The 15489-nt window shown below is 61.4% G+C and carries 15 protein-coding genes; 6 read left to right on the top strand and 9 right to left on the bottom strand.

From position 1 onward, the window contains the following. Positions 1-6: 6 nt before the first annotated feature. Positions 7-1497 (bottom strand): D-alanyl-D-alanine carboxypeptidase/D-alanyl-D-alanine-endopeptidase, encoded by a 1491-nt coding sequence (dacB, locus tag AAC077_RS16115; protein WP_339771565.1) that lies wholly within the window; start codon positions 1495-1497, stop codon positions 7-9. 113 nt (positions 1498-1610) lie between these two features. On the opposite strand from dacB, the gene AAC077_RS16110 reads away from it, so the two are divergent. After that, a complete protein-coding gene (locus AAC077_RS16110; RefSeq protein ID WP_339771562.1) occupies positions 1611-2438 on the top strand; it encodes a DMT family transporter in 828 nt (275 codons plus the stop codon). Here the strand turns inward: AAC077_RS16110 and AAC077_RS16105 are convergent. Beyond that, entirely contained in the window at positions 2427-3032 is a 606-nt protein-coding gene (locus AAC077_RS16105) for a nicotinate-nucleotide adenylyltransferase (RefSeq protein WP_339771560.1), read from the bottom strand. The two genes, AAC077_RS16110 and AAC077_RS16105, sit on opposite strands and share 12 nt — an antisense overlap. Positions 3033-3059: 27 nt before the next feature. Continuing rightward, entirely contained in the window at positions 3060-3530 is a 471-nt protein-coding gene (locus AAC077_RS16100; RefSeq protein ID WP_339771557.1) for an MOSC domain-containing protein, read from the bottom strand. A 93-nt stretch (positions 3531-3623) separates the two neighbouring features. Here AAC077_RS16100 and AAC077_RS16095 point away from each other — a divergent pair, with 93 nt between their 5' ends. From AAC077_RS16095 to AAC077_RS16075, 5 genes are all read left to right on the top strand, one after another. After that, positions 3624-4448, top strand: a complete 825-nt coding sequence (locus tag AAC077_RS16095) for a hypothetical protein (RefSeq protein ID WP_339771554.1) — start codon at positions 3624-3626, stop codon at positions 4446-4448. A 94-nt stretch (positions 4449-4542) separates the two neighbouring features. After that, positions 4543-6198, top strand: a complete 1656-nt coding sequence (ettA, locus tag AAC077_RS16090) for an energy-dependent translational throttle protein EttA (RefSeq protein ID WP_339771552.1) — start codon at positions 4543-4545, stop codon at positions 6196-6198. Between the two features lie 1162 nt (positions 6199-7360). Continuing rightward, positions 7361-7921 (top strand): L,D-transpeptidase, encoded by a 561-nt coding sequence (locus AAC077_RS16085; RefSeq protein WP_339771549.1) that lies wholly within the window; start codon positions 7361-7363, stop codon positions 7919-7921. A gap of 208 nt (positions 7922-8129) precedes the next feature. Further along, positions 8130-8831: an autoinducer binding domain-containing protein gene (locus AAC077_RS16080; RefSeq protein ID WP_339771546.1), complete on the top strand. Its 702-nt coding sequence runs from the start codon at positions 8130-8132 to the stop codon at positions 8829-8831. A 123-nt stretch (positions 8832-8954) separates the two neighbouring features. Further along, positions 8955-9800, top strand: a complete 846-nt coding sequence (locus AAC077_RS16075) for an acyl-homoserine-lactone synthase (protein ID WP_339771543.1) — start codon at positions 8955-8957, stop codon at positions 9798-9800. Positions 9801-9958: 158 nt separating this feature from the next. Here the strand turns inward: AAC077_RS16075 and AAC077_RS16070 are convergent, their stop codons facing one another. From AAC077_RS16070 to AAC077_RS16045, 6 genes are all read right to left on the bottom strand, one after another. Next, a complete protein-coding gene (locus AAC077_RS16070; RefSeq protein WP_339771689.1) occupies positions 9959-10894 on the bottom strand; it encodes an ABC transporter substrate-binding protein in 936 nt (311 codons plus the stop codon). 85 nt (positions 10895-10979) lie between these two features. Further along, complete coding sequence (locus AAC077_RS16065; RefSeq protein ID WP_339771687.1) at positions 10980-11780, bottom strand: ABC transporter permease; 801 nt, start codon at positions 11778-11780, stop codon at positions 10980-10982. Positions 11781-11902: 122 nt separating this feature from the next. Continuing rightward, positions 11903-12769, bottom strand: coding sequence for an ABC transporter permease (locus tag AAC077_RS16060; RefSeq protein WP_339771540.1), 867 nt, complete (start codon positions 12767-12769; stop codon positions 11903-11905). Between the two features lie 24 nt (positions 12770-12793). Continuing rightward, the gene (locus AAC077_RS16055; protein WP_339771537.1) at positions 12794-13615 is read right to left on the bottom strand and encodes an ABC transporter ATP-binding protein; all 822 of its coding nucleotides are present in this window, start codon (positions 13613-13615) and stop codon (positions 12794-12796) included. Between the two features lie 3 nt (positions 13616-13618). Continuing rightward, on the bottom strand, positions 13619-15079 hold the full coding sequence (gene hydA / locus AAC077_RS16050; protein ID WP_037926648.1) for a dihydropyrimidinase: 1461 nt from the start codon (positions 15077-15079) through the stop codon (positions 13619-13621). 80 nt (positions 15080-15159) lie between these two features. Next, entirely contained in the window at positions 15160-15480 is a 321-nt protein-coding gene (locus tag AAC077_RS16045) for a hypothetical protein (RefSeq protein WP_339771496.1), read from the bottom strand. Positions 15481-15489 lie beyond the last annotated feature (9 nt).

Below are 15489 nucleotides of genomic sequence, written 5' to 3'. Positions count from 1 at the left end.
GCTAATTTAGGCCCCGTACAACGCGCCCCAGCGTTCTATCAACTCTTGCTGCATGTTCTTGGCACGGCCGTTGTACCACCGCGCGCCTTCCGGCCTTTCGCGTTGCGCGCGCGTCAGCTTGGCGCGGCGGTCCTCGTCCGCGGCAAAGATCGAAAACGCCATGACCGTGCCATCATGCGCCGTCATATACCCCGCCAACCCCGAGACAAAGTTCAGCGTGCCGGTCTTGGCGTGTACCGTGATCGGGCCGGATTTCATCGGCCGTCCCTTGGCGTCGCGCAGCGGAATTTCCTTCAGCAACGGGCGCAGTTCATTGTCGCCATAGACCTTGACCAATGCCCCGACCATGCCGTCCGCAGTCACCCGACTGTCTTCGCTCAGGCCCGAATGATCCACCAGTTCGATGCCACGCGCACCCAGATCCGTGCGCACCCATTCGTTCATGGCGCTGGCGGAGTCTTTCAGCGTCTGCGGTGTGCCGCCGCGTTTGACCGTGGCCGCCAGCCCGACCATTTCAGCCGTCAGGTTGGTCGAATACTTTAGCATATCCTTCAACAGCACATGCAGCTCGTCACTGAACTGCCGCGCCACCACCTGCCCCGAGGGGCGCGCGATCGTGACCTTGGCTGCGGGCACGACGATGCCCTGCGACCGCAACATGGTCCGGAACACGTCGCCGGCATAAAGCGCGGGCTTGCGCACCGGCAACCACCGCGCGCCCTCAGCGCCCAGCGCGCCACGCGCCACGGTCCAGTCGTCACGCTCGCCGCTATCGACGTAAGTGTAAACAGGCGCCGCGCGATCTTCGACGCGCATCTGCGCCATTACCACGTCGGGGCGGTACTTGTCCGACCGCGCGTCCATCGTGACCGCGTAATCGGCCCCCGCGCGCTTCCATTCAAAATGCACACGGTTGTAATTCAGCGCGATGCCCGCAACCGCAGGACTATAGCCCAGATGCGCCGGCTGGTCGGGGTCAATGGTGCGCACCGTCGGATACCCACCGTCATAAATCACCAGCCCCCCGCGCACTTCGCGGATGCCCGCCGCCTTGACGTTGGCCGCCAGCGTGGCCAGCCCGTTGGTGTCCAGGCTGGGATCACACCCGCCCAACAGCACCAGATCGCCCGAAACCACCCCATCCGCGACCGTGCCGGTGGCCACCACCTGCGTCTCGAACCGGTGCTTGCTGCCCAACACCTTCAGCGCATACAGCGCCGTGATCGCCTTGGCCGTGCTGGCAGGCGGCGTGCCGGTTTGCGGGTTCATCCCCTCAAGCCGCAGGCCGGTCTTGGCGTCCGCCACCGAATAACACACCTGCCCGCCCAGATTGGCGTCGGCCACGATAACCTCGGGGCCTGCGACCGCCTTTTTGGCAATGCCCTCGCCGCGCAGACGCGGGCGCAACGACCCGTCAGGCGCGTCGGCAAAAGCCCCGGTGGCAAGGGTGGCCGCCGAGGCGGACAAAAAGAAACGTCTGGAAACAGGGTATGACATGCGGCGTAGAATAACCTTGCCGCAAAGCGATGGACAAGCCGCAATCAAACCGTTTTCAGTCACAGAAACGTGGTGCATTCCCTATGCCCGTTCTGCGTGTTAGCAGCCAGCCCATGCAACGCGCCGCCCTGATCATGTTTGTCGCCATGTCGTTGATCCCATTGGGAGACAGCGCAGGCAAACTGCTGACATCAACCTATGGCGCATCGCCCCTGTGGGTCGCTTCATCGCGCTTCTTTCTGGCCGCCGTGATGATCGCCCCCTTTGTCCCGCGCAGTGCCTATACGCTGCTGCGCAACTGGCGGATCTGGCTGCGGGCGTTGATTCTGGCGGCGGGCATCACCTGCATCCAGATGGCCCTGCGCACCGAGGACGTGGCGGACGTTTTCGCAGCCTTCTTCATCGGCCCGCTGATCAGCTTTGCCCTTGGCGCGCTGGTGCTGCGTGAACCGGTGACCGGATTGCGCGTGGCGCTGATTGCCTGCGGGTTTGCGGGTGTGCTGATCGTCGTCCGCCCCGGCTTTGGCGGCGGCGGGGGCCTGCTGTGGGCGGTGGCGGCAGGCACCTGTTACGGCGTGTTCCTGACAGCCACGCGCTGGCTGGCGGGCGTGGGCACACCGGTCGCCCTGGCCTTTACCCAGTTTGCCATTGCGGCGCTGGCGCTGCTGCCCTTCGGGCTGGCCAACCTGCCACCGGCAACGGCGACAGTTGCGGCGCTGACAGTGCTAAGCGCTGCGGGGTCGATGTTGGGAAACCTGCTTTTGCTTTACGCCAACCGCATCGCACCGGCCACGCAACTGGCCCCGCTGGTCTACTTCCAACTGATCGCCGCCGTGGGGCTTGGCTGGGCCATCTTCGGCGCGCTGCCCGATGCGCTGACATGGATCGGTCTGGCGCTGATCGTATGCGCCGGCGTTGTCTCGGCCCGCCTACGTCGCTGACCAGCCGCCCGCCGCGCGGATCGCGCTGGACGATTGCGCCACCATCGGCACGTTGACAAAACACCACGCAGGCGGCGCGGACCGCCTCAGCAGATGCGACTGCCGCCCCGCAATCCGGTAGGGCGCAAACAACCGCGCCGCCGGGCTCATCCGCGCCGAAATCCGGTCACCCGGACGGGCCAGCACCCCCACGGGCACATTTGCCATGATCCACTGCCAGTCCTGCCACAGATGCAACTGCGCCAGATTGTCCGCGCCCATCAACCAGACGAACCGCACCCCGCGAAACTGGGCCTGCAAGACCTTCAGCGTTTGCGCCGTATACCGCGTGCCCAGCCGCGCCTCGATGTCGGTCACGGTCACGCGCGGATGCTGCATGACCCGCCGCGCTTGCGCCATGCGCTTGTCCAGCGGCGCAGGCCCGTGCGTCTTCAGCGGATTGCCCGGACTGACCAGCCACCAGACACGGTCCAGATCAAACCGTTTCAGCGCCTCGCGGGTGATATGCACATGCCCGTCATGGGCCGGATCAAAGGATCCGCCCAACAGGCCAATGGTCTGGCCGGGTCTGGCAAAGGGGCGCGCGCTGTTCATCACCGCTTGTTGCCCGACTGCGCGGGGTCAATCAACCACACGCACCACGTCCCCGCGTGTCACAAGACCGGGCGTGACCACTTCGGCACACCACCCGCCATGCCCGCGCAACGCGTTGTACCCCCCATGGCCAAAGGTCTCCTCCATCCGGCTGCACGGCGCACAGATCACCGTCAGCCGCAGAACCGCCCCGCCCACGGCAATATCGCGCCCTTTAAGCGCACCCAGATTGATCCCCGAAATCACCAGATTGCGGCGCAAGGCGTCCGGCGTCACAGCCACGCGCCCCAGCAACCCCGCGATCACCGGCAAATGCTCGGCCTGTATCAGCGTGACGGCACGCTTGCCCGCCCGCGCGCGGTCACCGTCCAGCCCGGACAGCGCGACCTGCACCTGATGCACAGCCGTCACATCAGCCCGCCGCGCAGGGCGCGCACCAATCCAGTCCACACGCCCCGTCTGCGCATGACGCCCCAGCAATTCCGACATTACCTGCATCGCGGCCCTCTCCCCGGCTTCGCAAAAATCATTAACGCTTCGCGCAATAAGTGCATTACCCTAGGGCAACTTATTTAAGCCAAGGACATTTCAATGACCCCGATAGAATTCCTGCAATCCCTTCTCAAGATCAATCGCGCGGCCGCAATCCTGATCATGACCGGCCTTGGCGTGGTCGCGGCCGGTGCGGTGGCGGTCAGCTGGATGGGCGGCGGTCAAAACGTGATAACGCTGGCCACCTATGTGCTTGGCTTAGGCCTGATCGCGACGGTGCTGACCTTTGTGGTGTCAAACCCGCTGATGAAAACCGTGTTGGGCTGGATGTTCATCGTGGTGTTCGCGGTGATCCTGTTCTGTGCCTTTGACAGCGTGATGCAGATCACCGGGCGCACCCCCTCGCCCCCCTGCTGGCGCACCATTCTGGAAGAGCCGCCGCGCGTCTGCGAGGCCCGCTTCGAGAACGGCCAACAAGGCAACAGCTTTGCGGTGTCGTCAAACGCACCCGATCCGTCCCCAACCCCAACCGATCCGGTGGGCGAGGTCACCGGCGTGCCAGGAACACCCGTCGCAGAGGAACCCGTGATCGTCGGCGGCCCGGCCTCGGCCCCGCCCCTGATCCACCTGCAATTCACGCCCCCTGTCACCCGCGCAACATCGCGCGACATTGCCCGCGATCTGGCCGACAACGGCTGGGACGTGGCAGGCGGCGATCAGGGCGGCGAAGAAGTGGCGCGCGGCCCGTCCAAAACGCAGATCAGATACTACAGCGCCGACTACGCCGAAAACGCCCGCTGGCTGGCCCGCGATTTGTCGGCGCGGCTGGACGGTGCCGAGGTTCTGGTAAACGACTTTTCCCAAGCGGGGCTGATCGCACGGCCCAACCTGCTGGAAATCTGGCTGGCGCCCCCCGCGCCATAGGCCCGTTGCGTCGCGCACAATCAAACCTGTTTGCCAAGTCGCGCGCCGCAGCCTAAGACACCAGACAAATCCACGCATCGGCAAGGAGGGTCCCATGGCGGCCTATCAGTACGTTTATCACATGTCCGGGGTCTCCAAGACCTATCCCGGCGGCAAGAAGACATTCGAAAACATCCACCTGAACTTTCTGCCCGGCGTCAAGATCGGCGTTGTCGGCGTCAACGGCGCGGGTAAATCCACCCTGCTGAAGATCATGGCCGGCATGGACAAGGATTTCACCGGCGAAGCCTGGGCCGCCGAAGGCGCGCGCGTGGGTTATCTGCCGCAGGAACCCAAGCTGGACGAAAGCCTGAGCGTGCGTGAAAACGTCATGCTGGGTGTCGCCGGCAAAAAGGCAAAGCTGGACCGCTACAACGAACTGGCGATGAACTACTCGGACGAGACCGCCGACGAGATGGCCGCGCTTCAGGACCAGATTGACGCCGAAAACCTGTGGGATCTCGACAGCCAGATCGACGTGTCGATGGAGGCGCTGCGCTGCCCGCCGGACGACGCGAAAATCAGCGACCTGTCAGGCGGTGAAGCCCGCCGCGTGGCCCTGTGCAAACTGCTGCTGGAAGCGCCAGACATGCTGCTGTTGGACGAACCGACCAACCACCTGGACGCAGAAACCATCGCCTGGCTGCAACAGCACCTGATCAACTACAAGGGCACCATCCTGATCGTCACCCACGACCGGTATTTCCTGGACGACATCACAAGCTGGATTCTGGAACTGGACCGTGGCCGCGGCAACCCCTACGAGGGCAACTATTCCGCATGGCTGGAGCAGAAGGCCAAACGCCTGGAACAGGAAGCCCGCGAAGACAAATCCAAGCAAAAGACGCTGGAGCGCGAATTGCAGTGGATGCGGCAGGGCGCCAAGGCGCGTCAGGCCAAGTCCAAGGCGCGGATCAGCTCGTACAACGACCTGCTTGAAACTTCCGAGCGCGAAAAACTGGCCTATGCCCAGATCGTCATCCCCAACGGCCCGCGTCTGGGCAACAAGGTGATCGAAGTCAGCGGCCTGAAAAAGCACATGGGCGACAAGCAGTTGATCGACGGGCTGGACTTTTCCCTGCCCCCCGGCGGCATCGTCGGTGTGATCGGCCCCAACGGCGCGGGTAAATCCACCCTGTTCAAGATGCTGACAGGTCAGGAAAAACCCGACGAGGGCGTCATCGAGTTTGGCGACACGGTCGAGCTGTCCTATGTCGACCAGTCGCGCGACGACCTGAACGCCGACGACAACGTCTGGCAGGCGATCTCGGGCGGGGCCGAGCTGATCTCGCTGGGCAACGCCGAAGTGAACAGCCGCGCCTATTGCTCGTCGTTCAACTTCAAGGGCGGCGACCAGCAGAAAAAGGTCGGCCTGCTGTCGGGCGGTGAACGCAACCGCGTCCACATGGCGCGCCTGCTGAAAGAGGGCGGCAACGTGCTGCTGCTCGATGAGCCGACCAACGACCTTGACGTGGAAACCCTGCGCGCCCTCGAAGACGCGCTGGTGGATTTCGGCGGCTGCGCCGTGGTCATCTCGCACGACCGTTTCTTCCTTGACCGGATCTGCACGCACATCCTGGCCTTTGAAGGTGAAGCGCACGTGGAATGGTTCGAGGGCAACTTCGAAGACTACGAAGAAGACAAGAAACGCCGCCTGGGCGCCGACGCGCTGGAACCCAAGCGTCTGAAGCACAAGAAGTTTTCCCGTTGAGTTTTGCCTGCGGCAAAACTCAACGGGTGCGACCCTTATGTAGGGCCTTTTTTGTTTACGTTTGGGTCCTGGGAAGGCGCTTGGCTGTACTTGGTAAAGATCAATCGCAGCTTCAGAAGGAAAGTAATTGGTTTCCCACTCACAAAAATTTCCAATGACTTTACTACTGGGGCAAACGGCTAGCGCCTGTGGGTAACTTTCCGGAATGATGCAAAAGCAACTTCCCCTCCGTCGTTGTGTAGACCTGGGGATAAAACACAATATGTTGTGGGTAAGTCCACATGTGTTGCAAAATAGACTCTTGTGTGCCTCACATTTCTGAGTCAATTATCGGGAACACCACATTCGAGGCACCCTGTGACTTGAACGAAAAAGCCTCCGCAACTGCGGAGGTTTTTTTGTGGATAACTTCCACGTAGCAGCCAAACTCAGATATATGGGTGCCCACCGGATATTGGGGTTGCATCACCAACCCACACAATATCCATTGACATGCTGTTTCAACTGAGTCAGTTATAATCGGGAGGGCGGGTGCCTCGAATGTGGTGTTCTTGCATCCGTTCCTCGATCGTTAACCTTAACAGACGAAAGGTCTGATCGATGAATATATTCGCAAAGCAGAAAGCTCCAATTGGAACAACAGCCCGCACGGGCGAACGGTGCCCAGAAAGTGGTGTTTGGCAAGCAATGTCAACGCCAACGACGACGGCTCCAATCGCCAAAAGCAATGTGATGCCGCCGTACAACCGGCAAGCTGTCACGTGGAAGTTGATCCAACACGCATGAAATGAATGGGCGGGCCTCTGGTCCGCCCATTTCACTTTCACACAACGCGAGGCAAGACATGCCATACGTAAATTCGTCTGCGATATCTGCAATCGACTGGAGCGGCGGAACCTTATCAATTTGGTTCCACGACAGTGGTCGTTATGATTACCCCAACGTTCCGAAGGGTGTATATGATGCCTTTCTAAGTGCGCACTCGAAAGGGTCTTTCTATAATGACCACATACGGGATCGGTATTGAGACAATCCCCCGACCGAGGGTCGAATGCCGTCTTGCGATGGTTCCAGAGATGCCAGTCCCCCCGTGACCTCTTGAAATTTGTACCAAAACCGACAAAAGTGGTACAATTCTCTTTGTGGATTTCAGGAGCCTGCCATGCACCGCCGTACCTTCATTGCCTCTGCCCTTGCCGCCCCCGTCGCGGCCCAACTTGCGGCTCCGGCTGTGGCCCAGCAGGTCGTGTTCGACCCGACGCCGCAAATCGTCAACATCAAGAAAGAATTCCTGCCCGGTCAGTTGCTGATCCTGCCGCGCAGCTATTACCTGTATTGGGTCACCGAACCGCGCACCGCCATCCGCTATGGCGTGGGCGTGGGCCGCGCGGGGCTGGAGTTTACCGGCACCGCCACCATCGACGTCAAAAAAGAATGGCCCACCTGGCGCCCCACCGACGAGATGATCGAACGCAGCCCCGGCACCTACGGCAGGTTCAAGGACAACGACTATGTCCAGCCCGGCGGACCGTCGAACCCCTTGGGCGCGCGGGCGCTGTATTTGTTCCAGAACGGCAGAGACACCTATTTCCGCATCCACGGCACAACAGCGCCCGAAAGCATCGGCAAATCGGTCAGCAACGGCTGCATCCGCATGCTGAACGAACACGTCATTGACCTGTACGCACGGGTGCCCACCGGCACGGTTGTGACCGTTCTGTAAACCGGCAACAGCGCACCCCGGACAAAATGCGCAGTGCATGGCGTGCGTTGCCCCCAAAATGTCCCCGCCCCGAAAGGGCCGGAGCGGGCTTTTTGGTGCAACGCGCTTGTTTCCATGTTTTCAGTTGCGTTATTGCGCCCGCAGAGGGACACTTGTACCTAGGTGATTGCATGAAATGCAGCCGGTTTTGTCCCAGAAGGGGTGCTATTTGTCCGTCATTGATCTCAGCAACCTGCCGTTTCCAGGGAACAACCTAAGGTCATTTCTGGATTCCGTCTGCGAAACGCACGAGCTGGACTTTGCGGCCTATGCCGGAATGGACCCGATTGCGCAGACGGTGCATGGTTTTGTGAACTATCCCGACGAATGGCAAACCAGATACGTCCAAGAAGGGTTTCAGCACCGCGATCCCGCCTTGCTGCTGGCCAGTCGCAGCATTGCACCCGTCGACTGGCAACGGCTGCGCGGCGAGCGTACGTTTCGGGATATTTTCCGTGCCGCCAGTGATCACGGCATATCGGAACAAGGGCTGACCGTACCTGTGCGCGGCCCTTACGGCGATGTTGGCCTGTTCAGTGTGACCCGCAACTGTTCCGATCGGGAATGGGACCTGCTGAAGGCAAAGATCCTTGGCGAACTGCAAACGGCAGCGGTGCACCTGCATGACAACGTCATTCACTCGCACGCGCTGACCCGCAAACTGCATCATCCCAGCCTGTCCGCCCGCGAGGTCGAAATCCTGCAATGGATCGCTGCGGGCAAAAGCCAGCAAGACGTGGCAGACATTCTGACGATCTCGAACCGCACGGTCGAAGTGCACCTGCGGTCGGGCCGCTCGAAACTGGGCGCATTGACCACCCCCCAGGCCGTGGGTCGCGCGATTGGTCTGGGTCTGATACACCCTGAGTGACTGGCCGGAGTGACAGGGCCGAATAACTGGTCCGAGTGACCGCCACCCTACGGGATTTCCCGTATAGCCGCTATTTCCCAAAACCTTAATGGTATTCTCAGCGATCTAGTAGCGGAGAATAACATGATCATTGTAATCGACGGCCTTAACCGGCAGCGCTACAGCCGCCTTCTCGACGAAATGTTCGCCTTGCGCGCACGTGTGTTCGGTCAGCGACTGGCGTGGGAGGTAGATATTATTGACGGCAAGGAAATCGACCAGTTCGATGCCCTTGACCCTGCCTATGTTATTGGGCTGAACGACGACGGGCACGTTGTATCTTGTGTGCGTGCCTTGCAAACCACCGGGCCGCACATGCTGTCCGACGTGTTCCACGACATCCTGGACGGAGAGCCGCCCCTGCGCAGCGCGACCTTGTGGGAATCCACGCGATTCTGTGTCGACACCGACATTCTGGATCGGGGCAAGTCGCGCAATTCGGTCAGCTATGCCACCTGCGAATTGATGGCGGCATCGCTGGAATATGCCAAAAATTCGGGCATTTCCGACATTGTTACCGTGATTGATCCGGTGATGAACCGTGTTCTGAAACGTTCGGACTGCGCGCCTTATGGCTATGTCGGCTCGACCAAGCCGATGGGCAAGGTTTCTGCGATGGCCGCACTGCTGGACTGTTCGGACGAGCGTATCGGCAAGATCCGTGCCTTTGCCGGGATCGAAGGCGATATCTTCGTGTCGGACCAACGCGCGTTCGAACTGTCGGACGATCACACGCCAACCGTGCCCGCCGCAAAAACCGCGCGGCTGACCAACGCCGACCGGATGCGCAAGCTTCTGGAAGAATACTGCGACGACCAGATCGCCGAGGCCGCCACGGTCGAAGATCTGGATGCAGCCAAAGATCTGACCGACATGTTGGAAAGCGCAGGCATGATCGACACGCGAGGTTCGTCTGGCACTCACGGATGACGGATGAGAGGACCCTTTCCCCCCTCGGTTTCATGGGGTCCTCACAGCATCGCACCCCGTATTTGCACGGGTTGCAACGCATTTCCCGCTTCTGCCACCAGACGACAAAAGGGCCAGCGCATCGCGCTGGCCCTTTTCATTCGATCCCGTAAGGCTGCTTATTTCAGGGCTTCGTCGGTGATCTCGTGCGTCCAGGCGCCCTCGGGTGCCTTGGTGATCATGCCGCCTTCCATGGTGATCGCCGCACTGCGGTCAAACGCCGCCTCGTCCAGCGCGCCATTGCTGCCTTCGGTCAGCTTGGCAATCTCGCCCATCATCCGTTTCTGGTGCTTTTCGGTCTGCGCACCGGTCTGGTCGTTTTCCAGAACGATTTCGGCGGCCTCATCCGGGTTCGCTTCGGCGTATTTCCAGCCCTTCATCGACGCACGCACAAAACGCACCAGCTTTTCCGACATCTCGGGATCGGCGAGGTTTTCCTCGGTGGTGTACAAACCGTCCTCAAGCGTCGAGATGCCTTCGTCTTCGTATTTGAAGACAACCAGATCCTCGGGCGTCAGACCGGCATCAATCACCTGCCAGTATTCGTTGTAGGTCATGGTGGTGGCGCATTCGACCTGCTTTTGCAGCAGCGGGTCGACGTTAAAGTTGATCTTTTGAATGGTCACGCCACCGTCAGAGCCGTCTGTGGAATAGCCCAGCTTGCCCATCCAGCCCAGCAGCGGAATCTCGTTGCCGAAGAACCATGTGCCCAGCGTGTGACCGGGGAAGTCGGCGGGCGAGGTGATGCCATGCTCTTTCAGACAGGTCAGCATCAGGCCCGATTTGGCGAAGGGTTGCGCGATGTTCACGATCGGCGCGCCCTTTTCGCGCGCAGCCAGCGCGGAGGGCAGCCAGTCAACCATGACATCGGCACCGCCACCCAGCAGCACCTGCACGGGGGCAATGTCGGGGCCACCCGGCTTGATCGTCACGTTCAGGTCTTCTTCTTCGTAGAACCCCTTGTCCAGCGCCACGTAGTAGCCTGCGAACTGGGCCTGGGTGACCCATTTCAGTTGCAGCGTGACATCGTCCGCCGCCATCGCCCCGGTGCCCATCAGGCCCAGCGCAGCGGTTGTGACCGCGTAAGTAAACGTCTTCATTTTGATACTCCTTGTTGGTCTTCTTCTTGGTTTATTATTCTCATGTCCGGCCCCTCTGTGAAGGGTGCCAGAATGTCACGAGCCGTTCCAACAGCGCGATGCCGCCATAAAAGGCAGAACCGACGATGGCCGCTACGACAATCTCGGCCCAGACCAGATCCAGCGCCAGCTGCCCCACCGAGGTCGAGATACGAAAGCCCATGCCGTGAATGGGCGAGCCGAAAAATTCGGCCACAATCGCCCCGATCAGCGCCAGCGTCGATGCGATCTTCAGCCCGTTGAAAATGAACGGCATCGCCGCAGGCAGGCGCAGCTTCAGCAAGGTCTGCCAATAGGACGACGCATAAGTCCGCATCAGGTCGCGCTGCATACTGTCGGTCGATTGCAGCCCCTGCACCGTGTTCACCAGCATCGGAAAGAACACCATGACCACGACCACGGCCGCCTTGGACTGCCAGTCGAACCCGAACCACATCACCAGAATCGGCGCCATGCCCACAATCGGTAGCGCGGCGACAAAGTTGCCCACCGGCAGCAGCCCCTTTTGCAGGAACGGAAAGCGGTCGATGACCACGGCCAGCACGAACGCAGCCCCGCAGCCCATCAAAAAGCCCGACAGCGCGCCCTTGATCACGGTCTGCACAAAATCCACCCACAGGATGTCCCGCGACAGCCAGAACCGCGCGGCAATCTCGGATGGTGCCGGCAACAGCACGTCCGAGATTTCGAACAACCGCTCGCCGGTTTCCCACATCGCCAGCAGCGTGACGCCAAAGAGGATCGGTATGACATAGCCGCCCCAGCGCCATGCGCCGTGCCGCGCGATCAGCGCGTTCAGCATCCAGCCCGCAACCCAGATCGCCAGAACCGGCGCCAACCGCCAGTCCACCGCCGCCGCCAGCACAAAGACCAGCGCCAGCAGCGCCCAGCCCAGCCACGCGGGGCGTTTCTGCACAACCGCGCTCATGTCGCCATCCCCATCCGTTTCAGCACGATCCGCTGGATCAGCCCGATCAGCGACACCATGACAGCCGCCAGTGCCGCCGCCATGATCAGCGCGCTCCAGATCTGGATGGTCTGGCCGTAATAGCTGCCGGCCAGCAGACGCGCGCCCAGTCCGGCAATCGCGCCCGTCGGCAGTTCGCCCACGATGGCCCCCACCAAGGATGCCGCCATCGCCACCTTAAACGAGGTGAACAGATAGGGCATCGACGCGGGCAGGCGCAGCTTCCAGAACATCTGTGACGCGCTGGCGTGCCATGTGTGCATCTGGTCCAGTTGCATCACCTCGGGGCTGCGCAGCCCTTTGACCATGCCCACGGCAACGGGGAAAAACGACAGGTACATGCTGATCACCGCCTTGGGCAGCAGACCCGATATGCCCACCGCGTTCAGCACCACGATAATCATCGGCGCCAGCGCCAAGATCGGAATGGTCTGTGACGCGATAACCCAAGGCATCACGCTCATGTCCATCACCCGGTTGTAAACAATGCCAACCGCCAGCAGAATGCCCAGCGTGGTGCCCAGCGCAAACCCCAACAGCGTCGCGCTCAGCGTGATCCACGCATGATAGACCAGCGACCGTTTCGAGGTGATGTTCTTTTGAACCGTCGTTTCCCAGATCTCGACCGCCACCTGATGCGGCGCAGGCAGCTTGGGCTTGTCCTGGCTCCAGGTGTCGGCCACCAGATCGCTGAACGACAGCGTCACATCGGCGCGCGCCGCGCGGTCATAGGCCCATTGCGCGTTCATCGGCACGGCGGCTACATACCACAGCGCCAGAATAGCGGCGACAACCGTAAGAACGGGAAGGATCGAACGCGTCATAGGCTCAGCCCCGCTGTCACAGCCTTAAACATCGTTATGCCCCGCCCGCAAACCTTCCCGCACCCGATGCGCAACTTCCAGAAACTCCGGCGTCTCGCGGATGTCCAGGGGGCGCTCCTTGGGCAGCGGGCTGTCGATTACATCGGTGATCCGCCCCGGCCGCGGGCTCATCACCACGATCTTGGTGCTCAGGTACACCGCCTCGGGGATGGAATGGGTGACAAAGGCAATGGTCTTTTCCGTCCGCGCCCACAGCTTCAACAACTGTTCGTTCAGGTGGTCGCGCACGATCTCGTCCAGCGCGCCAAAGGGTTCGTCCATCAGCAGAATATCCGCGTCAAAGGCCAGCGCACGGGCAATCGACGCCCGCTGCTGCATCCCGCCCGACAGTTGCCAGGGGAACTTCTTCTCGAACCCGGCCAGCTCCACCAGCTCCAACACCCGCGCCACACGATCGCGCTGATCGGATTTGGAATAGCCCATGATCTCCAGCGGCAAACTGATATTGCCCCCGATGGTGCGCCACGGATACAGCCCCGCCGCCTGAAACACATAGCCATAGGCCCGCGCCGCCCGCGCTTCGGCCGCACTCACCCCATTGACGGTGATGCTGCCGCCCGTCGGCTGCTCCAGATCGGCCATGCACCGCAGGAACGTCGTCTTGCCACAGCCCGAGGGGCCGATAAAGCTGACGAAATCGCCCTTTTCAATATCCAACGACACGCCTTTCAGCGCGTGCACGGGGCCGTCGTTGGTCTGGAAGGTCAGGTCGAGATCCTTGGCCGAGATAACGGCCCCGCCATTTGCAGCAGGATTGCCCGCGTCTTTCAGGTTATTCACTTCCACAAATTAGATCCCCGCCGGAATGTTCATCGGATCACGCTTGATCATCTTCGGGCTGGTCAGCTCTTTCCACTTCGACAGCGCGACATTGGGCGCGGCAAAGGCAGGGCGCGGCACGAACTTGCCCCGTCCGGGCTGCGGCTGGCTGTTCTGCCCCCAGGCCCAGATCACCTCGCCACGGCTCAGGGTGTAACGGCTTTGCGCCGTCACCTCGAAGCCTTCGAACACGTTGTAATCCAGAATAGAATGATGGTTGGCCGGGCTGATCGTCTTGGTGATCTTCGGGTCCCACACCACAATGTCGGCATCCGCACCCTCAACAATCGCACCCTTCTGCGGGTAGATGTTCAAAATCTTCGCCACATTGGTCGAGGTCGCAGCGACAAATTCGTTCGGCGTCAGGCGGCCCGTTTCAACCCCTTCGGTCCACAGCACTGCCAGACGTTCCTCCAGCCCGTTCGACCCGTTGGGGATGATGCGGAAATCATTGCGCCCCGCCCGCTTCTGCTCGGTCGAAAACGCCGCGTGGTCGGTGGCCACCACCTGCAACGATCCCGCCTGCAAACCGGCCCACAGGCTGTCCTGATGCTGCTTGTTGCGGAACGGCGGCGACATCACGCGGCGCGCGGCGTGGTCCCAGTCCTTGTTGAAATACTCGCCCTCGTCCAGCGTCAGGAACTGGATCAACGGCTCGCCATACACCCGCATCCCCTTCTGCCGCGCCCGCCGGATCGCCTCGTGGGTCTGCTCGCAGGACACGTGCACGATGTACAGCGGCACGCCCGCCGTGTCGGCAATGGTGATCGCCCGGTTTGCGGCCTCGCCCTCCAGCTCGGGCGGGCGGGAATAGGCATGCCCCTCGGGGCCGGTGATTCCCTGATCGAAATACTTCTGCTGCAACTCGGCCACCAGATCGCCGTTCTCGGCATGCACCATCGGCAGCGCACCCAGTTCGGCACAGCGTTTGAACGACGCGAACATCTCGTCGTCTTCGATCATCAGCGCGCCCTTGTAGGCCATGAAGTGCTTGAACGAGTTCACGCCCATATCCACGGCGTCTTTCATCTCGTTGAACACGTTCTCGTTCCAGCCGGTGATCGCCATGTGATAGCCGATGTCCGAACAGATCTGCGGCGCAGACTTGCGGTGCCATTCGTTGATCGCGTTCTTGATGCTGCCATCCTCGCCCGGCAGGCAGAAATCGACGATCATCGTGGTCCCGCCCACGGCGGCGGCCCATGTGCCGGTCTCGAATGTCTCGGCGGCGGTGGTGCCCATGAACGGCATTTCCAGATGCGTGTGCGGGTCGATCCCGCCCGGGATCACATAGGCCCCTTCCGCATCAATATATTCGTCCCCGACCAGATCCTCGCCAATGCGCACGATCTTCTCGCCCTCGATCAGCACATCCGCTTTCCACGTCCGGTCCGCCGTGCAGACCATGCCGCCCTTGATCACCTTGCTCATCTCGTCTCTCCTGTCGTCTCGTTTGTATGGCCTGTTTCTTTTGGCCTTAAATATCCCGGGGTCCGGGGCAGCGCCCCGCGTCACACGCTGGCAAAGCACCCCATCGCCGGCCCGTGCACGCCAATGTCCAGCGGCCCGAAATCGCTTTCGACACACAGCGCGAAATACCCCGCACGCGGCATGTAGATCACGCGGTAATCGCCATCGGTGCGCGTCACGGTCCAGCAGGCTTGCGTCAGCCCGCCGGAAAAGTTCACCGTGGTCGCAAAGGGCCGCACCAGCGCCGCGCGAAAGGCCGCGAGATAGGCGCGGTCCTTGGCCGTATCCACCGGCGCTTCTGCCACCTCGGCCTGAATCAGCAGCCCGATCCGGTCCGCAATGCTCAGGTCAGGGTCGATCATGGCAAACCA

Source organism: uncultured Pseudosulfitobacter sp., assembly GCF_963976325.1.
In the GTDB taxonomy this organism is placed as follows: Bacteria; Pseudomonadota; Alphaproteobacteria; order Rhodobacterales; family Rhodobacteraceae; genus Pseudosulfitobacter.
This window is presented reverse-complemented; position numbering and strand designations above follow the sequence as displayed.